Origin of the sequence: Epilithonimonas sp. JDS, assembly GCF_021261315.1 — a bacterium.
In the GTDB taxonomy this organism is placed as follows: domain Bacteria; phylum Bacteroidota; class Bacteroidia; order Flavobacteriales; family Weeksellaceae; genus Epilithonimonas.
Genome location: NZ_JAJSAX010000001.1, coordinates 267,957 through 288,807, shown reverse-complemented (window position 1 = coordinate 288,807; position 20,851 = coordinate 267,957). Strand labels below are relative to the sequence as shown.

Annotated in this window: 20 protein-coding genes; 13 read left to right on the top strand and 7 right to left on the bottom strand. The window is 38.2% G+C overall.

Going from position 1 to position 20,851, the window contains the following annotated elements; translation table 11 throughout:
* Window positions 1–228: 228 nt before the first annotated feature.
* The gene (argH, locus tag LUD75_RS01425; RefSeq protein ID WP_232703940.1) at window positions 229–1,533 is read left to right on the top strand and encodes an argininosuccinate lyase; all 1,305 of its coding nucleotides are present in this window, start codon (window positions 229–231) and stop codon (window positions 1,531–1,533) included.
* Window positions 1,534–1,687: 154 nt separating this feature from the next.
* Here argH and LUD75_RS01420 read toward each other — a convergent pair whose 3' ends face one another.
* Complete coding sequence (locus LUD75_RS01420; protein ID WP_034967340.1) at window positions 1,688–2,149, bottom strand: Lrp/AsnC family transcriptional regulator; 462 nt, start codon at window positions 2,147–2,149, stop codon at window positions 1,688–1,690.
* 452 nt (window positions 2,150–2,601) lie between these two features.
* Here LUD75_RS01420 and LUD75_RS01415 point away from each other — a divergent pair, with 452 nt between their 5' ends.
* The 5 genes from LUD75_RS01415 to LUD75_RS01395 all read left to right on the top strand — a co-directional run bounded on the left by LUD75_RS01415 (window position 2,602) and on the right by LUD75_RS01395 (window position 9,195).
* Entirely contained in the window at window positions 2,602–3,504 is a 903-nt protein-coding gene (locus tag LUD75_RS01415) for an aspartate carbamoyltransferase catalytic subunit (RefSeq protein ID WP_034967344.1), read from the top strand.
* A gap of 141 nt (window positions 3,505–3,645) precedes the next feature.
* A complete protein-coding gene (gene carA / locus LUD75_RS01410) occupies window positions 3,646–4,734 on the top strand; it encodes a glutamine-hydrolyzing carbamoyl-phosphate synthase small subunit (RefSeq protein ID WP_232703939.1) in 1,089 nt (362 codons plus the stop codon).
* Between the two features lie 16 nt (window positions 4,735–4,750).
* Window positions 4,751–5,539: a class I SAM-dependent methyltransferase gene (locus LUD75_RS01405; protein WP_232703938.1), complete on the top strand. Its 789-nt coding sequence runs from the start codon at window positions 4,751–4,753 to the stop codon at window positions 5,537–5,539.
* Window positions 5,540–5,618: 79 nt separating this feature from the next.
* On the top strand, window positions 5,619–8,798 hold the full coding sequence (gene carB, locus LUD75_RS01400; RefSeq protein ID WP_232703937.1) for a carbamoyl-phosphate synthase large subunit: 3,180 nt from the start codon (window positions 5,619–5,621) through the stop codon (window positions 8,796–8,798).
* A 94-nt stretch (window positions 8,799–8,892) separates the two neighbouring features.
* Entirely contained in the window at window positions 8,893–9,195 is a 303-nt protein-coding gene (locus LUD75_RS01395; RefSeq protein WP_232703936.1) for a hypothetical protein, read from the top strand.
* A 43-nt stretch (window positions 9,196–9,238) separates the two neighbouring features.
* Here the strand turns inward: LUD75_RS01395 and LUD75_RS01390 are convergent, their stop codons facing one another.
* The 3 genes from LUD75_RS01390 to LUD75_RS01380 form a co-directional block, all read right to left on the bottom strand.
* The gene (locus LUD75_RS01390; RefSeq protein WP_232703935.1) at window positions 9,239–10,093 is read right to left on the bottom strand and encodes a hypothetical protein; all 855 of its coding nucleotides are present in this window, start codon (window positions 10,091–10,093) and stop codon (window positions 9,239–9,241) included.
* A 66-nt stretch (window positions 10,094–10,159) separates the two neighbouring features.
* Complete coding sequence (locus LUD75_RS01385; protein ID WP_232703934.1) at window positions 10,160–10,951, bottom strand: hypothetical protein; 792 nt, start codon at window positions 10,949–10,951, stop codon at window positions 10,160–10,162.
* Between the two features lie 67 nt (window positions 10,952–11,018).
* Window positions 11,019–12,608: a class I SAM-dependent methyltransferase gene (locus tag LUD75_RS01380; RefSeq protein WP_232703933.1), complete on the bottom strand. Its 1,590-nt coding sequence runs from the start codon at window positions 12,606–12,608 to the stop codon at window positions 11,019–11,021.
* A gap of 122 nt (window positions 12,609–12,730) precedes the next feature.
* On the opposite strand from LUD75_RS01380, the gene LUD75_RS01375 reads away from it, so the two are divergent.
* From LUD75_RS01375 to LUD75_RS01360, 3 genes are all read left to right on the top strand, one after another.
* Window positions 12,731–13,216, top strand: a complete 486-nt coding sequence (locus tag LUD75_RS01375; protein ID WP_232703932.1) for a DUF1203 domain-containing protein — start codon at window positions 12,731–12,733, stop codon at window positions 13,214–13,216.
* Window positions 13,203–14,246: a methylated-DNA--[protein]-cysteine S-methyltransferase gene (locus LUD75_RS19160; protein WP_317207303.1), complete on the top strand. Its 1,044-nt coding sequence runs from the start codon at window positions 13,203–13,205 to the stop codon at window positions 14,244–14,246. Before LUD75_RS01375 ends, LUD75_RS19160 begins: the two co-directional genes overlap by 14 nt.
* 89 nt (window positions 14,247–14,335) lie before the next feature.
* A complete protein-coding gene (locus LUD75_RS01360; protein WP_232703931.1) occupies window positions 14,336–14,854 on the top strand; it encodes a GNAT family N-acetyltransferase in 519 nt (172 codons plus the stop codon).
* 122 nt (window positions 14,855–14,976) lie between these two features.
* Here LUD75_RS01360 and LUD75_RS01355 read toward each other — a convergent pair whose 3' ends face one another.
* Entirely contained in the window at window positions 14,977–15,360 is a 384-nt protein-coding gene (locus LUD75_RS01355; protein WP_232703930.1) for a DUF3037 domain-containing protein, read from the bottom strand.
* Window positions 15,338–16,126 carry a HipA family kinase gene (locus LUD75_RS01350; RefSeq protein WP_232703929.1) on the bottom strand — a complete coding sequence of 263 codons (789 nt, stop codon included), beginning with the start codon at window positions 16,124–16,126 and terminating at the stop codon, window positions 15,338–15,340. Before LUD75_RS01350 ends, LUD75_RS01355 begins: the two co-directional genes overlap by 23 nt.
* A gap of 344 nt (window positions 16,127–16,470) precedes the next feature.
* On the opposite strand from LUD75_RS01350, the gene LUD75_RS01345 reads away from it, so the two are divergent.
* The 3 genes from LUD75_RS01345 to LUD75_RS01335 all read left to right on the top strand — a co-directional run bounded on the left by LUD75_RS01345 (window position 16,471) and on the right by LUD75_RS01335 (window position 18,208).
* Entirely contained in the window at window positions 16,471–17,406 is a 936-nt protein-coding gene (locus LUD75_RS01345) for a nitronate monooxygenase (RefSeq protein WP_232704904.1), read from the top strand.
* A gap of 91 nt (window positions 17,407–17,497) precedes the next feature.
* Window positions 17,498–17,926: a DUF4268 domain-containing protein gene (locus tag LUD75_RS01340; RefSeq protein WP_232703928.1), complete on the top strand. Its 429-nt coding sequence runs from the start codon at window positions 17,498–17,500 to the stop codon at window positions 17,924–17,926.
* A gap of 45 nt (window positions 17,927–17,971) precedes the next feature.
* Entirely contained in the window at window positions 17,972–18,208 is a 237-nt protein-coding gene (locus LUD75_RS01335) for a hypothetical protein (RefSeq protein WP_232703927.1), read from the top strand.
* On the opposite strand, the gene pnuC is transcribed toward LUD75_RS01335, so the two are convergent.
* On the bottom strand, window positions 18,194–18,856 hold the full coding sequence (gene pnuC / locus LUD75_RS01330; protein WP_232703926.1) for a nicotinamide riboside transporter PnuC: 663 nt from the start codon (window positions 18,854–18,856) through the stop codon (window positions 18,194–18,196). The genes LUD75_RS01335 and pnuC overlap by 15 nt on opposite strands.
* A gap of 175 nt (window positions 18,857–19,031) precedes the next feature.
* On the opposite strand from pnuC, the gene LUD75_RS01325 reads away from it, so the two are divergent.
* Entirely contained in the window at window positions 19,032–20,675 is a 1,644-nt protein-coding gene (locus tag LUD75_RS01325; RefSeq protein WP_317207302.1) for an amino acid permease, read from the top strand.
* The last annotated feature ends 176 nt before the right edge of the window (window positions 20,676–20,851 follow it).

Here is a 20,851-nt window from a genome sequence, read left to right as displayed (position 1 = left end):
TTTTTTGCCGACGATTCCAGTTTTAAATAGAACTTGAGTACAAGCAAAAAAGGATTTCCGCTCAAGTCGGGCTGCGCTTCGCAAAGTTGAAGATTTGTCTTCAATTCAAATTAACTTTAAAATTTAATCTTAGCTGAGCGTCAGCGCCTTTGCGAACCTTAAAAATGTTTTCAATAAAAATCAAAAAAACTTTGCGCGCTTTGCGTTCAAAACATCAAAATATAAGAAATGAAAAAAATCTGGCAAAAAGACAATTCCACAACCAATGATTTGGTTACAAAATTCACAGTCGGGAAAGACCTGGATTTTGACGACAGATTAGCAAAATACGATGTGTTGGGTTCCATCGCCCACGCAAAAATGCTCGCAGAAGTTGGATTGATTCGACTGGATGAAGAGCAGGCAATCGTGGCCGTTTTGGAAGAAGTTCTAATCGAAATCGAAAAAGAAACTTTCGAAATCGATAAAACCGCAGAAGACATCCATTCTCAAATCGAAAATATCCTCATCGAAAAACTCGGCGAAACAGGAAAGAAAATCCACACTGCTAGGTCAAGAAATGACCAAGTTTTGACGGATATTAAATTATATCTAATTGACGAAATCAGAGAAATCACAGAACTGACAGATTCATTTTTTCAAATCCTGAAAGACAAAGCCAATCTTCACAAAGACGTTTTGTTGCCTGGTTACACGCATTTGCAGGTGGCTATGCCGTCGTCTTTCGGATTGTGGTTTGGTGCGTATGCAGAATCTTTGGTGGATGATTTGGAATTGCTTTTTGCGACGAAGAATATCATTAATAAAAATCCACTAGGTTCGGCTGCCGGCTACGGTTCGTCTTTCCCTATTGACAGAGAAAGTACGACTTACAAACTCGGTTTCAGAACTTTGAATCATAATGTAGTTTATGCCCAAATGACACGAGGGAAATCGGAAAAATTGTTGGCAAATTCATTATCGGTTTTGGCTGGAACTTTAAGCAAATTCTCTTACGATGTTTGTCTTTATTTAAGTCAGAACTTCGATTTCATAAGTTTTCCGAAAGAATTCACAACTGGAAGTAGCATTATGCCACACAAGAAAAATCCGGATATTTTCGAATTGGTGAGAGCGAGATGCAACCGACTTCAGGCTTTGCCAAATGAATTGATTTTGGTGACGAATAATCTGCCCTCAGGCTATCACAGAGATTTGCAATTGACAAAAGAAATCCTTTTCACAGCCATCGATTCTTTGAAAGAATGTCTTGAAATCCTGATTTACACGCTTCCAAACATCGAAGTGAAAGACAATATTCTGGATGATGAAAAGTACAAATACATCTTCAGCGTAGAAAAAATCAACGAAGAAGTGAAGAATGGAAAATCATTCCGAGATGCTTATATCCAAATCGGTCAGGAAATAGAAAATGGTTTGTTTGAATATGATTATAAAGAACTCAATCACTCTCATCAAGGCAGTTTGGGAAACCTTTGCCTCGACGAAATCGAATATCAATTCAATAAAGTCAGAGATAAATTGTTGGGTTGAAAAATATCGCAAAGGCGCAAGATTTAATTAAACTTGATGTTTGAAGTCGCAAAGTTTTAATTTGATTGGAATGATGTAAATCGAAGGTTTTCTTTTGCGACTTTCAGCAGTTTGTTATTAAATAATTTTGCGACTTTGCGATAGAAATATATTTTTAATCCAGTTTAAACTTGGTAGATTTTTTCACTTCAGCCAAAACAATAGAACTGTGATATTGCCCAATGTGAGGACTGTTTGAAATCACATTCACAGTAAAGTGATTGTAGGAATAAATGTCGTTGGCTAAGATTTTTAATTGATAATCATATTCGCCGGAAAGACTGATAATTTCCTGGACTTCATCATATTTTGAGATATAATTTTCGAAATCTTTGAGCGTGTTTTGAGACTGTTCTTTGAGACGAACATTGCAATAAACAACAATATTAATTCCGAGTTTTTCACGGTTGAGCAGGGCGACATATTTTTCTACAACGCCACTTTTTTCAAGGTTTTTGATACGCTCATAGGTCGGCGTGAAAGTCAGTCCGATTTTTTCGGAGATTTCCTTTACCGATAGCGTAGAATCTTCTTGTAGAAGCGAGAGAATTAATTTGTCTTTTTTGTCCAAACTCATAATATTAAGTGTCTGATAGCACTTTGCTTTTGGCGATTGGCTTAAAAAGCAACGCTTTAATAGTTAAAAATATATGTTTAAGTAGTTTCAAGTACTTGTCAATCTTTCAAAAGTAAAGAAAATATTTGATTATAGAAATTTTAAGCACAGAAGTTCATTGATTTAAATACTCACAATAATTTATTCATACATTTTTGTCAATCTGAGGTTTTCGAAGACTGAAATTACAGAGTGGAAAGCCAACAGCAAAAAGCAAATTGCTATCAGCTAATAATTACAAAAAAGTATGAATAAGATTTCATCATATCGAAAATATTGGTATCTTTGGACCCAATGAATCTGGTACAGAATTTAGCGACATTAGTGTTTGGCAAATTTGCCGACAACAACAATATTTTTTATATTTAACGAAGTCTTTTAGGCTTCGTTTTTTTTATTTAAAAATTTCAGATATGATTAAGCTTGCACGCGTCTCCACGGAGAGTATAGAAAAAATTTTACAGGAAGCACAGCAGTTTGCAGATGGTAAAGTCAGCAAAATTAAAGGTGATGTTTTCGCCGCGAACCTCTTTTTTGAGAATAGTACAAGAACCAAAACAAGCTTTGAAGTAGCGGAGAAGAAACTCGGTCTTCAGGTTATTGATTTTGAAGCTGATAAAAGCTCCATAGCAAAAGGTGAAACGATGCTTGATACGATTAAAACTTTGGAAGCTATCGGCGTGGAAGTAGCAGTTATCAGACATTCTGAAAAAAGATATTACGACCAGCTTCAAGATGCAAAACTAAGTATCGTAAATGCGGGCGACGGCGTTGGAAGTCACCCTTCACAGGCGCTTTTGGACGCTTTGACCATCATTCAGGAATTTGGAAAGATTGAAGGTTTGAAAATTGGAATCGTAGGTGATGTGAAACACAGCCGAGTTGCCAATTCAGGTGCAGGATTGTTCAGAAGAATGGGCGCGAAAGTCTATTTCTCTGGCCCAGAATTCTGGTTTGACGAAGGAATGTTGGTCAACGGAACCTATATGCAGTTCGACGATTTGGTGAAAGAAGTGGATGTTTTGATGTTGTTGAGAATCCAGCACGAACGTCACGAGAGAACTTTCAATTTCAAGTCGGAAGATTATCTTAAGAAATTCGGTTTGACCAAGGAAAGAGAAAAGAAAATGAAGCCAAACGCCATCATTATGCATCCGGCACCAATCAACAGAGGTGTGGAGATTGATTCGGAATTGGTGGAATGTGAAAGGTCCAGAATCTTCAAACAAATGCAGAACGGCGTTTTTGCAAGAATGGCGATTCTTAAATTTGACCTTGAGAATAAAGGTTTCGAGTTTGTCGACTCCCAAAATTAAAAATTAATTCACGCTTTTCGGGCGTGTTTTTTTTGAGTAAAAAAGACCGATGTCAGAAGTCTGATGACCGATGACAAAAATGAAATAAATATTAGTGAAACCTCGGACTTCGGACTTCCGTCTTCCGACTTAAAAGTAAAAATGAAAAAGAAATTAATATTAGAATCCGGAGAAGTATTCAATGGGGTAGGATTCGGAGCAGCGCAGGAAACTGCCGGCGAAGTGGTTTTCAACACAGGAATGACGGGTTATCAGGAATTGATTTCCGACCCAAGCTATTGCGGGCAAATTGTTTGTATGACGTATCCTTTGATAGGAAATTACGGCATCAATCGCGACGATTACGAAAGCATCGAACCGGCAATCAAAGGTTTGATTGTGAAAGAATTGTGTGATTTGCCTTCCAATTTCCGAACTCAAATGACTTTGGACGAACTTTTCAAAAAGAAAAATCTCTCCGGAATCTCAGGAATTGACACCAGAAGACTGACGAGAATTCTTCGTAACAAAGGTGTGGTGAAAGGAAAAATCGTAAACGCTGAAACTGATGATAATCAAACGGTTGAAGAGCTTAAACAAACCACTTTCCCAATCAACCAAGTAGAATCTGTTTCCACAAAAACTTCCTACGCAAGTCCAGGAAGAGGCTTCAAAGTGGTGTTGGTAGATTTCGGTTCCAAGTTGGGAATCATCCGCGAATTGTCTCAGAGAAATTGCGACATCATCGTCGTTTCTCAAGACACGACAGCAGAAGAGATTTTGCTAATGGACCCAGACGGCATAATGCTTTCCAACGGTCCCGGCGACCCGGAAGATGTGAAAGGTGCCTCAGAATTGATTAATGGATTGCTTGGAAAAGTTCCGATTTTTGGGATTTGTTTGGGTCATCAGTTAATTGGTTTGGCTTGTGGCGCAAAAACTTACAAACTTAAATTCGGGCACAGAGGTGGCAATCATCCGGTTTTGGATTTAGAAAAAAATAAAGTGGCAATCACTTCTCAGAATCACGGTTATGCAATCGACCAGGAATCTTTGAAGAATACGGACTTAATCGAAACACACATCGCCTTGAACGACAGAACCAACGAAGGTCTGAAACATAAAATCCATCCTTGTTTCTCAGTTCAATATCACCCGGAAGCAAGTCCAGGTCCAGAAGATGCGAATTATCTATTTGATGATTTTATTGAATTAATGGAGAAGTTTAAAGTTCAGAAATCTGTTTTCTAATAAAATAAAAGTAGTAGTGGAAAAATACAATTTAATAGGAGAAAATTACAACCAAACCAGAAAAGCTGACCCTTTTTTGACTGAAAGAATTTTTCATTTATTAAATTTAAAAAATGACGATAAAATTTTAGATATCGGTTGTGGAACAGGAAATTACACAATAGCACTTTCCGAAAAAGGACTTGATTTTATAGGAATTGAACCATCCGAAAAAATGCTTAACGAAGCGAAATCTAAAAGCGAAAATGTAAACTGGGTTTTAGGAAATGCTGAACATCTTCCATTTGAAAACAAAAGTTTCGACAGCGCAATCGCCACTTTAACCATTCACCATTGGAAAAATTTAGAAAATGGTTTCAGCGAAGTTTTCAGGATTTTGAAAAATGAAGGTCAGTTTTTAATCTTCACTTCAACTTCTGAGCAAATGAAAAATTATTGGCTCAACCATTATTTTCCAGAAATGATGAAAAAATCCATTGCACAAATGCCAAGTTTTGAAACCATTAAAAATAATCTGCAAAATACAGGTTTTGAAATCAAAAATATTGAAAAATATAATATCAAAGATGATTTGCAAGACCGGTTTTTATACATCGGAAAAAATAATCCTAAAATTTATTTCGATGCAAATATTAGGAAAGGAATTTCATCTTTTGCAGATTTGGCGAATAAAAATGAAATAGAAGAAGGATTAAAATTGTTGGAAACGGATTTGATAAAAGGAGATTTTTATAACGTAAGAAGCAATTTTAAAGAAAATAGAGGAGATTATATTTTCGTAGTAGCAAAAAAGAAAGTTCCGTAGGAACGAACAATTTTCCAAGGTTGGAATTCATTCCAGCCTAAAAGTTAAAATTCTAATAATAAGTCAAGAGTAAAAGAAAATGAAAAGAACAGACATAAAAACAATTTTAGTAATCGGATCAGGTCCCATCATCATTGGCCAGGCGGCGGAATTTGATTATTCGGGGACACAAGCTTGTCTTTCCTTGAGAGAGGAAGGTTACAGCGTGATTCTTATCAATTCCAATCCGGCGACAATAATGACGGACAAGGAGATTGCCGACAAAGTTTATATCGAACCGATTTCTCTGGAATTTGTTTCCAGAATCATCAGAAAAGAACGTCCGGATGCCTTGTTGCCAACTTTAGGTGGACAAACCGGACTTAATATGGCGGTTGAATTACAGAAATCCGGAATCTTGGAAGAATGTAAGGTGGAAGTTCTAGGAACCAAATTAGACGCCATCAACCAAGCCGAGGACAGAGACCTTTTCCGCGAATTAATGCACGAATTGAATGAGCCGGTTCCTAATTCCGACATCGTAACAACTGTTGAAGGCGCAATTGATTTTGCTAATAGAATCGGTTATCCGGTAATTGTTCGTCCCGCTTTTACAATGGGTGGAACAGGCGGTGGAATTGCCGCAACCGAACCCGAGCTCCGTGAAATTGCTGAATTGGGATTGAAATATTCTCCAGTAACGCAATGTCTGATAGAGAAATCCATCGCAGGTTTCAAAGAAATCGAATACGAAGTGATGCGTGACAAAAACGACAACGCCATCGTGGTTTGTAATATGGAAAACATCGACCCGGTTGGTGTTCACACAGGAGATTCCATCGTTGTTGCGCCTTCGCAGACACTTTCTGACAGAGAATATCAGATGCTGAGAAATGCATCACTCAAAATCATCCGAGCATTGGGAATCGAAGGTGGTTGTAATGTTCAGCTCGCTCTCGACCCGCATTCTTACCAATATTATATCATCGAAGTAAATCCAAGAGTTTCGCGTTCATCGGCTTTGGCGAGTAAGGCAACTGGTTATCCGATTGCGAAAATTGCTGCGAAAATTGCTGTTGGATTGACATTGGACGAAATCAAAAATCCTGTAACCGGAACGTCTTACGCCTGTTTCGAGCCAGCTTTGGATTATGTGGTGACCAAGTTTCCAAGATTCCCTTTCGATAAGTTTGAAACGGCTGACAGAAGATTGTCGACGCAAATGAAAGCAACAGGCGAAGTAATGGCCATCGGAAGAAATTTCGAGGAGTCTTTGCACAAAGCCATCCGTTCTTTGGAAACCGGACTTCGCCATTTGGGTTTAAAAACAAAACAGGCTTTAGCACTTACCGACGAGGAAATCGAGAGAAGAATCCGCGTTTGTGATGACGAGAGATTGTTCATCATCGGCGATGCTTTGAGAAGAGGTTATGATTGGGAACAGATTGTTGAATGGAGCAAAATCGATAAATTCTTCATCTGGAAAATCAAAAAATTAATTGATTTCGAAAAAACAATTGCAGATAACAAGTTTGAGAAGGAAACGCTTATCGAAGCCAAGAAATTAGGTTTTGCTGACCTTAATATCGCTCATCTTTGGGAAACGACGCAACGTGAAGTTTTTAATTTCAGAAAAGAAAACGGTGTGATGCCAGTTTACAAAATGGTGGATACGTGCGCCGCAGAATTTGAATCTGAAACGCCATATTTCTACGGAACTTACGAAGAGGAAAATGAAAGCGTGGTTTCTGACAAGGAAAAAATTATCGTTCTAGGTTCTGGTCCAATCAGAATCGGGCAAGGTGTTGAGTTTGATTACGCAACGGTTCATTCGGTTTGGGCGATTCAGCAGATGGGTTACGAGGCGATTATCATTAATAATAATCCGGAGACTGTTTCCACAGACTTCTCGATTGCAGACAAATTATACTTCGAACCTTTGGCGGAAGAAGACGTGATGAACATCATCGAACTCGAGAAACCAAAAGGTGTTGTGGTTCAGTTTGGCGGACAAACCGCTATTAATTTAGCAGATAAATTATCGGCTCACGGCGTTCAAATCTTGGGAACTTCATTGGAAGATTTAGACAGAGCGGAGAACAGAGATAAATTCGAGAAAGCACTTCAGGAATTAGGAATCCCTCAACCATTGGGGAAAACTTCGACTTCAAAAGAAGAAGCGATTGTGATTGCCAACGAAATTGGTTATCCGGTTTTGGTGCGTCCAAGTTATGTTTTGGGTGGACGTGCGATGGAAATCGTTTATACTGAAAAGGAACTTTCGCATTATATGGAAAATGCGGTGGAAGCCAGTCCCGACCAACCGGTTTTGATTGACCGATATTTGACGGGCCAAGAAGTAGAAGTGGATGCGATTTGTGACGGCGAAACAGTTGTCATTCCAGGAATTATGGAACACATCGAAAGAGCTGGTGTCCATTCCGGAGATTCAATCGCGGTTTATCCGCCACAACATTTGACGGAAACTCAAATCAAAACATTAGAAGATTACACGATAAGATTAGCTAAAGGCTTGAATGTGATTGGATTAATGAACATCCAATACGTGATTTCCAAAGGTGAGGTTTTTGTTATCGAAGTGAATCCGCGTTCGTCCAGAACCGTTCCTTTCTTATCAAAAATAACGGATGTTCCAATGGCGAATCTCGCAACGAAAGCAATTTTGGGAGCAAAGCTGAAAGACCTTGGTTACACCTCAGGATTGATTCCGAACAAAGAAGGCATTTTCGTAAAAGTTCCGGTTTTCTCTTTCAGCAAATTGACGAAAGTGGATATTTCTCTCGGACCAGAAATGAAATCTACTGGAGAAGTAATGGGCAAAGATTCAACCTTCGAAAAAGCCTTGTACAAAGGATTAATCGGTGCGGGAAGAAAAGTTCCGACGCACGGTTCCATCTTGTTCACAGTGGCTGACCAGGACAAAGAAGAAGCGTCTGAAATTGCAAGAAGATTTCATACGATTGGTTTCAGAATCTGGGCTACGGAAGGAACGGCGAAGTATTTCGAGGAAAAAGGAATTCAGACAAAAATCGGTTACAAGATTGGAGAGGAAGATGTCAATTTGATTGATTTGATTCAAAAAGGAAAAGTCCAATACGTTGTGAATACGACCACCAAAGGAAAACAAGCCGAAAGAGACGGTTTCCAAATCAGAAGAATGTCAGTTGAAAATGGTGTTCCTTGTTTAACGTCAATGGATACGGTTGAAGCGATTTTGAAGGTGATTGAGAGTATGACTTTTAAAATGGAAGCGATGTAATTTCCAAATGAAATAAATTTATAAACGCATCTTAATTTTTAAGGTGCGTTTTTTGTTTTAATGCTTATCTTTAATTCAAATAAATCATCAAAAAATGAAAGCAACAAACATTTTAATTTTAGCCATTTCGGCATTATCAATTTTTTCCTGCAAGTCCGTTCACGACAGATTGCAAACGGGAACCATTGTGAGAGATTGTACGGGAACTTACGTCAGAGTCGCAGAAAACGAGGATTACTTGGTCTGTAACGCAGATATTTTGGCAGCGAAAAAAGACGGCGGAAAAGTATCAGTAGTTTACGATTACACAAAAGAATGCGCAGAAAGGGACGGCAAAATAATGTGTATGATGTACCACGAAAACAAAGGAATGATACGAGTCAAAAGCATTAAATAAAATCATAATCCCTCATAAATTCATAGTTTTGAGGGATTTATTTTTAATTCATTTTAAAATATGGTTCGTTGAAATATTTGCTGGGTTTGATATAGATGATCTGCGTTTCCGCATCAAAGATCCAGTTAAACCTCTTAATCAAATCTGCTCCGAAATAACTGGTTGTCTGATTTTTAATGTCTCCGGTAAAAAATCCGGCGGATACATTTTTCAAAATAATATCATCAATAAGCGTCAATGAAGGCAAAATTCCTTGCTTAGTTGTAACGCTTTTTCCTTGAGAATTTTTCAAAGTTTTTTCACCTGTGACTTTCAGATTTTCATTCAGTTTTTTTGAATCTGCAAATTGATTACTGTAAAGCAAACCTCCGGGATAACCGGATTGTAAAAGAAAATTGGTTTCGTAAGTTTCATTATTAATCAAATTTTCACAAGCCAAAAAAATCTGACCTTGCTTATTGTAAGTGAAAGAAACCTGCTTGTAATCATTTACATCAGGCAATTGATCATAGAGGACAAATTGGTTTTTATCATAATCGATTTTATAAGTTTTCCCTTTGAAGATTCCGATTCCGATTTTTCCGTCTGCTTCCTGACCGGTCAACTCATTATCAAAAAAGCGTATGTTTTTAAATTCTCTCTTTCCGATTTTCACAGAATTGTTCTCACTGGTGCCATTTTTGTCAAAATTTAAACTCTTCGCAGGTCGCATTCTCTCAGGCGAAATAGAAGCGTCTTCCATCGCAATTTGAAACATCAGATCCAAAGAATCTTTGTCATTGACCAGCGTTTTTACAATAATGTTATTGTACTTTGTAATTCTAAAAGGAATGACTTCTTGAGCACTAACAGAATTAATGAAAAGAATAGAACATAAAAGGAAATAGATTTTTTTCAAGGTGCTTAGTTTTCATAGGTTATTAATTTCAAATTTAGTGAAATTTTAGTTCCCAAATATTAATTATTATTCCATTGTTTCCTCCCGATATTTAATGAAAATAGACTGGAAATCTTCTAGGTTAGTTTTGTCAGATTTGGTGATTTTTCCGTCCTTATAGATAGAATATGCGTTTTTGGCACTGATGTCTTTATTCTTAAAATCGAAATAGATTCCATTCTGTATTTTTCCGGAAATGTCTGTTTCCAAATAAGCTAAAGCCTTCGGCTCGAATTTGTCTGCATAGTTTCCATAGAAAAGTCTCAGCAATGCATCTTCCTGACTGAAAAAATCGCTGATATTTTCGAAAATCGCATCCAGATCAGCCAGATCGCTTTGAACATCCAATCTGTAAAAAACCTTGAAGGTCTTATCGGGATTGTCATTACCAAACAGTTGATAATTGGTGGTCAACATATTACTAGTGATGATTCCATTTGAAATTGAACGTGCTATCTGTGTTTTTTTGGGTAAATGGTCAAGGTCAAAATCAATATTTTCTACAATGATCGCAGGTTTGTCTTTGTAGAAGAAAGTTCGGACTTGTTTTTTGTTCTTTAACTGGATTTTGATCACCGAATTTTCATCTGCAGCATTGATAATTCGGATTTCGTCCTTTGTTTTGGAAATCATCAAAGCATTACCGTAATTTACGGCGGCCATCCCTACAACAATGCTGTCCAGTTCGCTGTCTTTGTATTTTTTATAAACTGTTCCGCCATCGATTTTATTTTCTGTAAAACCTAAAGGGTCACCCACTTGGCCAAAGGCGTAAAGAGAGCAGGTTATTAATGCAAATGAAGACAGGATTTTTTTCATTTTTTAGTATTTATAATTATTGAAGATAAGAATTAATCTTTTCCCACTAATTACGAAAATCATAGTTTTACTTCGTCAAAAGATTGATACTCACAGTCGCCAACTCAGAATCCGGAAATTTTTTGAATAGATTAATGTCTGGTTCCAAACCAGATTCCTTGCAAATCCTGTGGAAAACATCTACTTCTACAATGTATTGGTCAGAAAATCCGTGCGTTGCATCGTAAGCAGTTGATGCTGTTAAACCAAGATTTTTTGACGTAATTTCCGGAGAAAGTGTGTGAAGCTCAATCAAAAGCAATCCAAATTTCTCAACATAAGGTGTCCATTTTTTCAAATGATTCAAAAGATTTTCTTCGACATCACGATTGGACAATCGTTTTCCTCGGAACGCAAATGCACCAGTCGAAGTGCTGATTCTTTGGCTGTCAGTTTCAAAAACATCTTCCCAAATTCGGTTATGGTCGAGGAATGTTCTGATATTCAGCAAATCTCCCAATTCAATATTGTAGTCGGATTCCAAATCTTCGGCAAGTTGTTTCGGATTTCCAATGTCTCCCCAAATCACTTTTGCCCAAATGTCATTTTTGATGAGATTGGCGCGAGTTACTTTCAACGATGCTGGATTGTAATCCGCGCCAACCAAAAATAACGGATGTTCTTCCAAATATTTTCCGCGCAAAGTCTGCCTTTCGATGACTTCATAAAGATGTTGCAAAAGGGCGCCGTTTCCGCAACCCATATCCAAAATTCCCTTTGGTTGCTCATCGATTGGTCGGTTGAAAATCTCAATGATAAACTCGTCAATCACTTTGAAATAGGTCAAATGCGCACCACCACTTCCCCAAACATTCATCTCGCGGTTCACGTGGATCTCGTCTTCGCCATCTTCAATTTCACGGATTTCTGAGGCTTTTCCGAAAATCAGATTGTCCAATTTTGAGAACATCGGCAGATAAGAAACCGTTACGCCATAAGCTGTTGCGCGTCTGGCTAAGAAAAGTCCCGTTTCCGTGAATTGGAAATTATTTCCCTTCTTGGAAAACCAACCGATTTCTGAAAGATAATTGAGAATGATTTCAAAATAATGTGGATTTTTATGAAACTCTTCTGCGCTGAAACTCGCTTCCATAAAGTATTTGTGAAACATTCCGCTCATTCCGAGTTTGATGATGATGGGACCAACCAGCGCACCTTCGATGTGTTTTTGGATTTGATATTTTAATGAATTTCCATCTTCGTTTTCCATCAGAAAAGATTTGTATTTTTCGAAGATTGAAATCCACTTTTTGCAAAGTTCCTCGGTCAGTTCTTTGGAGTTGATGACGTTTGGGTCGGCTAGAAATTCTGCCAAATCACAGTAGATTTTTTGATAAGAAAATGCTTCTTCAGTTTGGGAATTGACTGATATTTTAACAACATCAGTTTCATTATCCAAGTGATAATCCAGAAAACCTTGAGATGCCAAAACTCTTAGAGCAACATTCAAATAACCTTCATTGGAATTGAATTTTTCATTAATCTCGGAAAGTTCTAAAGTTTGATTTTCATTAATGAAATCCAGAATATTTCTCTTTGACAAAGCCGAAATCACTGGCGCTGTCACAATACCATCCAAGTGTCTGAAAATCGATTCCCGAAGTTTTTTCTTATCCATAAAATTGTGATTTTTGTGTTTTGGAAGTTAATATTTTTCAGGAATATGAAAGAGAAAAATTGCTTGTTCATTTTTCGGTTGCGGTCAACTTATTTTTGAAAGTAAATTTGCTGAAAAATGATATGAATAATTTTAAATTTGTAGCGTTGAGCCATTTGGAATTTGCTCATTTAAATGATCTCTCCAAAGACGAGCTTTTACGGAAGAATATTGTCTTAATGACTGTAGATAAATTCCCGGGATTTCCCTGCAGAGTAACTTTGGAAGATGCTGAGATTGGAGAGGAAGTTTTTTTGATGAGCTATAATTATCATTCAGCCACATCTCCTTATCAATCGTCTGGTCCCGTTTTTATCAGAAAGAATAAAGTTTCTGAAGATTATCAGGTCAATGTAATTCCCAGAATGTTTACTCAAAGGCTTCTTTCTTTAAGAGCTTATGATAAAAAAGGGATGATGATAAAAGCAGATGTTTTTGAAGGCAATTTTTTAAAAGATAAAATTCAAGAGTTCTTCAACAATGAGAAAATTGATTATCTTCATATCCATAATGCAAAACCAGGATGTTTCAATTGTTTGGTAAAAAAAGTAGAAGATGGAGCTAAGTAACGAAATAATGTATAATGCCTCTTTCCAGAAAGATCCCGACTTCGAAGGTGTCTTTTGGATGGGCGTGAAAACGACCGGGATTTTTTGTCGCCCAACTTGTACTGCTAGAAAACCAAAACCGGAGAACGTCGAGTTTTTTGATAATACAAAAGACGCTATTTTAAAGGGTTATCGCCCTTGCAAAGTTTGCAAGCCATTGGAAAATCCAGATGAAACGCCGATTGAAATTCAGAAGCTGATGAATGAATTGTCAGACAATCCAGAACTTAAATTCAAAGATGTGAATTTGATTGGTCGTGGATTATTGCCTGCAACGGTGAAACGCTGGTTTCTAAAACACCACGGAATGACTTTCCACGCATTTCAAAGAACGTTCAAGATTAACTCGGCTTTCAAAAAGCTTCAGCAAGGTGAGAATGTTTTGGATGTGGCTCTGGATAATGGTTACGAAAGTTTGAGTGGTTTTAATGTAAGTTTCAAATCCATCATCGGAACTTCACCAAAAAATTCGAAACTTGAAAAAATCGTTGACCTCAAAAGAATGGAAACACCGCTCGGAACGATGATCGCGTGCGCTAATAAAGAAGGAATTTGTCTGCTGGAATATTCCGACCGAAAATCACTTTCGAGAGAATTGGAGGAAATTTCAAAATACTTTAAAGCGAATATTATTCAAGGAGAAAATCCGCATTTCAAAACTTTGGAAACAGAATTGGCCGAATATTTCGAAGGGAAAAGATTGGATTTCACCGTTCCACTTTCGCCTGTTGGAACAGAGTTTCAAAAGAAAGTTTGGCAAATTCTTAGAACCATTCCATACGGAACGACGAGAAGTTATCAGCAACAAGCCGACATTCTTGGCAATCCAAAAGCTGTGCGAGCCGTTGCCAATGCGAATGGCCTTAATAAAATTTCAATCATCATTCCGTGCCACAGAGTCATTGGAACCAATGGAACTTTGACAGGTTACGGAGGTGGAATCTGGCGAAAACAGAAACTTTTGGAATTGGAAAAAGCAATTCTTTTTTAATTCAAAGTTCAAAATTTATTATTCAAGGTTTAATAATTTCGTACTATCAACTATCAACTATCAACTATCAACTATCAACTATCAACCAAATGAATATCCAACCCACTTTAGAAAACGAAAATGTAAAACTCGTTCCGCTTGATCAAACTGATTATGAGCAATTATTTTCTGTGGCTTCGGATCCTCTCGTTTGGGAACAACATCCGAACAAAGACCGCTACCAAAGGGAAGTCTTCGAGAATTTTTTCAAAGGTGCGATGGAAAGTGGTGGCGCGTTCAAAATCATTGAGGCAAACACGGGCGAAATTGCCGGAAGCACAAGGTTTTATGATTATAATTCTGATGATAACTCGATTTTCATTGGTTATACTTTCTACGGAAGGAAATTCTGGGGCTCAAAACTGAATCCACAGGTCAAAAAATTAATGCTGGATTATATTTTTCAATTCGTTGATAAAGTCAATTTTCACGTTGGTAAAGACAACATCCGCTCGCAAAAAGCAATGGAAAAACTGGGTGCAAAGAAAGTGGATGAAGTCAATGTTGCGTATGCTTATGAACCAGAACGATTGAATGTCGTCTTTGAAATTAAAAAAGAGAATTATTAGAAAGTTAGATTTAATCTATTTCAATCTCTCGCAAATTTTGCAGATTCAGCAGATTATTTTGAAAAAGTAATCTGCAAAATCAGCGAGAAATTTATTACAAAAAATATTCAAATTCTAACCTCTTACAAAACCAATTCCTCAAACAATCTCTCAAAAGTCTTCTCCAAATCGAAGCTCGCTCCAGGATGCGGGCGAGAAGTCTGAATGATAGAACTCTTCACAGCCGTCAACCAGCGGAAACGCTCAGGAATTTCGAGTTGCGCAATGGAGCCTGCCGACTTTTCGCCATTGGCAATATTGACAAAAGATTCCAAATGTTTCTTCACATCATCAAAATCGATTTCCGAATGAATCACCCGAAATTTCTCCTCACAAAGATGGATTTTCACCTTGATGAATTTCTCTCTTTTTGAGAATAAGATCAAGCCAACGTTGAAGAATTCCTCACGCTCAGGCTTTGGTACCAAGCGGATCACCGCATACTCATATAACTTTTGCTCTTGCATTTTTGGCTTCATTTAAAAAGTTATCAGAATGGTCTCGCCTCAAAGTTAGGAATTGAAAGTAAACATTTTTAATTTCAGTAGGCGTCAGTTCGGTATCGTTCCATTGCAACCAATCTTCAGGAATAAGTTCTACGATCTCTCTCAAAACGTCGTCCGTCAATATCGCTTTGAATCTTTCATTGGCAGAATCCAGTTCAGAAGCTTGAGGCAGCAAAACGTGGTCTTTGATCATCACAAACGGACTCACGGCGTTCTTTTCCCAATTGTCCCAGGAATGGTGGAAGTAGAGTGAGGCACCGTTGTCGATCAGCCACAATTCCTTGTGCCACATCAGCATATTCGTATTTCGGAATGTACGGTCGATATTGGTGAGGAATGCATCCAGCCAAACGATCTCAGAAGATAATTTAGAATCAATTTTCACAGCGCCCGGATCATAAGTGATAGCGCCGGAAAGGTAATGCAAAGCGAGATTCAGTCCGCAACTGCCTTTCAGAAGGTCTTGGATTTCCTCATCGGCTTCACTGCGTCCAAAGTCTAAGGAAAGATTTGCAAAAACCAGTTCCGGAATTCGGAATCCCAACACCTGCGAGATCTTGCCACCGATCAATTCAGAGATCAAAGCCTTTACGCCGTGTCCAGCACCTCGAAACTTCAACACATATTTGAAATCGTCGTCCGCTTCCGCCAACGCCGGCAAAGAGCCACCTTCCCGCAATGGCAGAATGTAGCGCGTGACGGTAACTGTTCTTAAGGATAAGTCCAATTTGTAATTTTTTGTAAAAATAAGTTATTAAAATCAAATTTGACAAGGTCGAACCACTATGTTAGGTTTGGGCGCCTTTATCCGCCTTCCACTCCCTCCCGATTTTACATCGGGATCCATTCAAGTCGGGGCGCGCTTAGCAAAGTTGAAACATTGGTTATCAAATTGAAAATTACCCAAATTATCAAAGATGATACTCACAAACTCTCTCACGCTCCAACACTCAAACGCTCCAACCCTCCAATTCAAAACCCTCCAACTCGACATAATTTCCTATTTTTGAAAAAAATAAATCAATGTCCAGCTTCATAGACTTCGGAATTGCCTCAAAACAATATCACGGAATGAATAGAATCACACATCTTTTCAACATCAAATACCCGATCATTCAAGGTGGAATGATCTGGCATTCGGGATGGAAGTTGGCTTCGGCAGTTTCGAACAATGGAGGATTGGGATTGATTGGTTCTGCCAGTATGTATCCTGATATTCTCAGAGAAAATATTCAGAAATGTAAAGCGGCCACAGACAAACCATTCGGTGTTAACATCGCTTTGCTTTATCCAAACATCGAGGAGATCATCAATATTATTTTAGAGGAAGGCGTGAAGATCGTTTTCACATCAGCAGGAAATCCAAAAACCTACACCGAAACTTTAAAGAAAGAAGGAATCAAAGTCGCTCACGTTGTCGCGAGTTCCAAATTTGCTCTGAAATGTCAAGACGCAGGCGTAGATGCGGTTGTAGCAGAAGGTTTCGAAGCGGGCGGGCACAACGGTCGTGAAGAAACAACAACACTTTGCCTGATTCCAAATGTCAAAAAACACATTGATATTCCATTGATTGCAGCGGGCGGCATTGGACTCGGAAGTCAAATGAAAGCAGCGATGATTCTCGGTGCAGACGGCGTTCAGATTGGTTCTCGTTTTGCAGCGACGGTTGAAGCAAGTTCTCACGATAATTTCAAACATAAAATCGTTGAACTAAAAGAAGGTGACACGCAATTGACTTTGAAAGAATTGGCGCCAGTCAGATTAATTAAAAATAAATTCTACCACGATCTGGAAAGTCTGTACGAATCTGGCAGAAATGTTGAAGCGTTGAAAGAAACTCTCGGAAGAGCACGCGCAAAACTTGGTATGTTTGAAGGTGATCTCACGGAAGGCGAATTGGAGATTGGACAAGTTTCTGCTTTGATCGATAAGATCCTTCCCGTAGAAAAAGTCTTTCAAAATTTAATTAAAGAATTCAACGAAGCGAAAGTAGATTTTACTTTGTAAGAAACAAGATAAAAGGCAAAAGAATCAAGGGTGAAAGTCTCTATATACATCGCCTAACAACTATCAACCAACAACAATCAACCATATAAAAATGTTCTCCAAACAAGAAGCACAACAACTAAAGACAGAATTCTGGACAGCTTTCGGAAAGGCGTTTCCGCGAAAATGGTTGTTGTACGATACCAAGATCAAGGATTTTTCTTTCAAATTCTCCGCAGACAACAAAAAAGCGGAGGTTTCAATTGATATCGAAATGAAGGATGAGCTCTTCAGAAATGCCTACTTCGAGAAGTTTCAGTCTTTGGAAGATCTTTTGAGAGATGAAATCGGCGAATTCCAAATGGATGAGTTTTACACCTTGGAAAACGGAAAAGTCATCAGCAGAATTTGGGTGGAGAAGCACAATGTCAGCATTTTCAACAAACAAACCTGGCCGGACACTTTTGAATTCTTCGTCGAAAAAATGAATGCTTTTGAAATATTCTATTATGAATACGAGGACTTTATCAAATCAGTTTAAAATAAATACATTATACTTTTTACAGTCTACATTTTACAATTAACAATGAAAAAAATTACAATAAAAGCCAACGACTTCTTCGAATTGCTAAAACTGAAAGGTGAATCGATGTGGGATATTTTTGCACAATTAATTGGCGATGAAGAAAAAGAAATCACTTTTGTAGATGACAAAGACGAGTATCTTTTCCATTATATTTTGCCAACTACTTTGGAGAAACTTCAGGAAGATAAGGAACTTTTCTCAAAAGAATATGCTGATAAATTATCAGGCCTTAACTAGACTTTTCTTCCATTCCAGATAACCGATAATTGCCATTGCAGTGAAAATGATATATTGAATTGCTGTAATTCCTAATCCTTTGTAGATCATCATTGGAATACAGATGAAGTCCGCCACAATCCAGAAAATCCAGTTCTCAATGTTTCGTTTCGCCATAAAATACATCCCGACAAGAAAGAGCGAAGTGGTAATGATGTCCGTGTAATTCGCCCAATCCAGATGATACAATCCCAACTTCACGCCATCCATAGAAAACTGATTATCTATGTAAGGTTTTAGATAATAAACCAAACCTACGAAAGCCAAACTCCCGACGAATAAAATGCCGCCGATCTGCCAGTCTTGGTTACTGGCTTTTTTCACATCTACGTGGATTTGATCTTTCGAATGTTTTGCCCAGAGAATCCAGCCGTACACACTCATCACCGTGTAATAAACATTGATCAGCATATCGCCCAGCAATCCAAAAATGTACATAATGTAGATGAAAAGTACCGTCGAGATAATGCCCGTTGGATAAACCCAGATATTTTGCTTAATGGAAAAATAGACACTTAATAATCCGAACAAAACAGCAATTGATTCAAAATAAATAAGATAAGTTTCGTAAGAACTGTATTGAGCAGAAAGTGTCTGTAAAAAATCCATTTTCAAAGATAATTATTAAGCTTTAGAAATCACACCAAAATCCCTAATTAATAGCAATGTGCAAAATAATTTAGTTAAAAAATGTTAAGGTTGATATTTTTTTAATATTTTCGTAATTCAAAACAAACAAACAGAAGAAAAGCCCCTCATTTTTTGGGGATTAAAAAATTGAATTATGGCAAACATTTGGATTAAGAAGCCAATGGAAGCGTACGAAGCAGACATCAAAAAAAGTCAGCTGAAACGTGTATTGGGAAAATGGAGTTTAACGGCTATTGGAATTGGTGCTATCATTGGAGGTGGCATTTTTGTTTTAACAGGTACCGGCGCTTACTATAATGCTGGTCCGGCTTTGGCACTTTCATTTGTTGTAGCGGGGATTGCCTGCGTTTTTGCAGCACTTTGCTACGCAGAATTTGCATCGATACTTCCTGTAGAAGGTTCTGCTTATGCATACGCTTACGGTACAGTAGGAGAGATCTTCGCGTGGATCATCGGCTGGGGATTGATTTTGGAATATGCAATGGGATCGATGACGGTTGCCGTTTCGTGGTCCGGTTATTTTGCAAAACTGCTCAAGATGTTTGGTTTGCATTTGCCATACTGGATGACTACAGATCCCGGGACAGCTAACAAAGCCTTTGGAGAAGCTACTTCACAGATTGCTGCAGGCGGATTGCCATTAGAAAAATTACAGGCATTTCAGGAAACTATCAATAATTTCAATGCAGCACCGGCAATTTTAGATTTCAAATTGTTCCTGAACTTACCTGCATTACTAATCGTTTTGGTAGTAATATCAATCTTGGTGAGAGGAACAAAGGGTGCAGCAAAAGCCAACAACTTTATAGTAATCTTGAAAGTTTCTGCTATTATTTTCGTCATCGTAGCCGGTGTATTTTTCATCAATGTTGATAACTGGACACCTTTCATTCCGGAAGCTACAACGATAATTGAGAACGGAAAATCCGAGCCAGCCTATGGTTACAGCGGGATTATTGCTGGTGCAGCCGCTATTTTCTTTGCTTATGTAGGTTTCGACGCCGTTTCCACACAGGCAGGAGAGGCGATCAATCCGAAGAAAGACGTGCCTTTTGCGATTATCACTTCATTGGTGGTCTGTACGGTTTTATACATTTTGGTTTCATTGGTGTTGACTGGAATGATGCATTACACAGACTTTAATCCATTGGGTAAATATCCGGACGCCATCAAAGCGCCAGTTGCTTACGCCTTCGATATTGCTGGTCAGGCTTGGGCAGGTTACATCATCACGATTGCAGCAACAGTAGGTTTGATCTCTGTTTTGATGGTAATGATTATGGGACAATCCAGAATTTTCCTTGGAATGTCAAAAGACGGTTTGATTCCTTCCACTTTCTCAAAAGTAGATGCGGAGGCAGGCGTTCCAAAAAAGAATCTTTACATTTTGGGCGCAGTGATTGCAGTAGTTGCAGCCTTCACACCAATCAATGATTTGGCGCATATGACCAGTTTCGGGACATTATTTGCCTTCACAATGGTTTGTGTAGCCGTTTGGATCCTGAGAAAAAAAGAACCGAATCTTCAAAGAAACTTCAAAGTTCCAATGCTGCCGGTTGTTGCAACTTTAGGGATTTTGATCAACGTTTATTTGATCTTCAACCTTAGTCCGGAAGCTCAAAAATATTCATTGATCTGGCTGGCTTTGGGATTTGTGATTTATTTCCTTTACAGTAAGAAAAATTCCAAGATGCAGAATGGCGGATTCGGAGAGACTTTCAAAGCGGAACAAACACCTTTGGAAGAAGTGGACGTCGATATAGACAACAAACATTAACAATATAAATTCCGCCTCGTGCGGAATTTTTTTTTGGAGCTTAATCCCGCTATCCGCTATTACTCCTCGCGCCAAGTCTTTTCCCATCGCTTGCTGTGGGGTAACCGCTTCTATCGGGGCTATGGGTTTTGTTTTTCAATCACAGTTTACCACAGTTGAAGGTATTTGACAAACAT

What these genes read in the sequence shown, in the direction of transcription:
- argH (WP_232703940.1), top strand. Translation starts at nt 229, where the DNA reads ATGAAAAAAATCTGGCAAAAAGACAATTCCACAACCAATGATTTGGTT.
- LUD75_RS01420 (WP_034967340.1), bottom strand. Translation starts at nt 2,149, where the DNA reads ATGAGTTTGGACAAAAAAGACAAATTAATTCTCTCGCTTCTACAAGAA.
- LUD75_RS01415 (WP_034967344.1), top strand. Translation starts at nt 2,602, where the DNA reads ATGATTAAGCTTGCACGCGTCTCCACGGAGAGTATAGAAAAAATTTTA.
- carA (WP_232703939.1), top strand. Translation starts at nt 3,646, where the DNA reads ATGAAAAAGAAATTAATATTAGAATCCGGAGAAGTATTCAATGGGGTA.
- carB (WP_232703937.1), top strand. Translation starts at nt 5,619, where the DNA reads ATGAAAAGAACAGACATAAAAACAATTTTAGTAATCGGATCAGGTCCC.
- LUD75_RS01395 (WP_232703936.1), top strand. Translation starts at nt 8,893, where the DNA reads ATGAAAGCAACAAACATTTTAATTTTAGCCATTTCGGCATTATCAATT.
- LUD75_RS01385 (WP_232703934.1), bottom strand. Translation starts at nt 10,951, where the DNA reads ATGAAAAAAATCCTGTCTTCATTTGCATTAATAACCTGCTCTCTTTAC.
- LUD75_RS01380 (WP_232703933.1), bottom strand. Translation starts at nt 12,608, where the DNA reads ATGGATAAGAAAAAACTTCGGGAATCGATTTTCAGACACTTGGATGGT.
- LUD75_RS01375 (WP_232703932.1), top strand. Translation starts at nt 12,731, where the DNA reads ATGAATAATTTTAAATTTGTAGCGTTGAGCCATTTGGAATTTGCTCAT.
- LUD75_RS19160 (WP_317207303.1), top strand. Translation starts at nt 13,203, where the DNA reads ATGGAGCTAAGTAACGAAATAATGTATAATGCCTCTTTCCAGAAAGAT.
- LUD75_RS01360 (WP_232703931.1), top strand. Translation starts at nt 14,336, where the DNA reads ATGAATATCCAACCCACTTTAGAAAACGAAAATGTAAAACTCGTTCCG.
- LUD75_RS01355 (WP_232703930.1), bottom strand. Translation starts at nt 15,360, where the DNA reads ATGCAAGAGCAAAAGTTATATGAGTATGCGGTGATCCGCTTGGTACCA.
- LUD75_RS01345 (WP_232704904.1), top strand. Translation starts at nt 16,471, where the DNA reads ATGAATAGAATCACACATCTTTTCAACATCAAATACCCGATCATTCAA.
- LUD75_RS01340 (WP_232703928.1), top strand. Translation starts at nt 17,498, where the DNA reads ATGTTCTCCAAACAAGAAGCACAACAACTAAAGACAGAATTCTGGACA.
- LUD75_RS01335 (WP_232703927.1), top strand. Translation starts at nt 17,972, where the DNA reads ATGAAAAAAATTACAATAAAAGCCAACGACTTCTTCGAATTGCTAAAA.
- pnuC (WP_232703926.1), bottom strand. Translation starts at nt 18,856, where the DNA reads ATGGATTTTTTACAGACACTTTCTGCTCAATACAGTTCTTACGAAACT.
- LUD75_RS01325 (WP_317207302.1), top strand. Translation starts at nt 19,032, where the DNA reads ATGGCAAACATTTGGATTAAGAAGCCAATGGAAGCGTACGAAGCAGAC.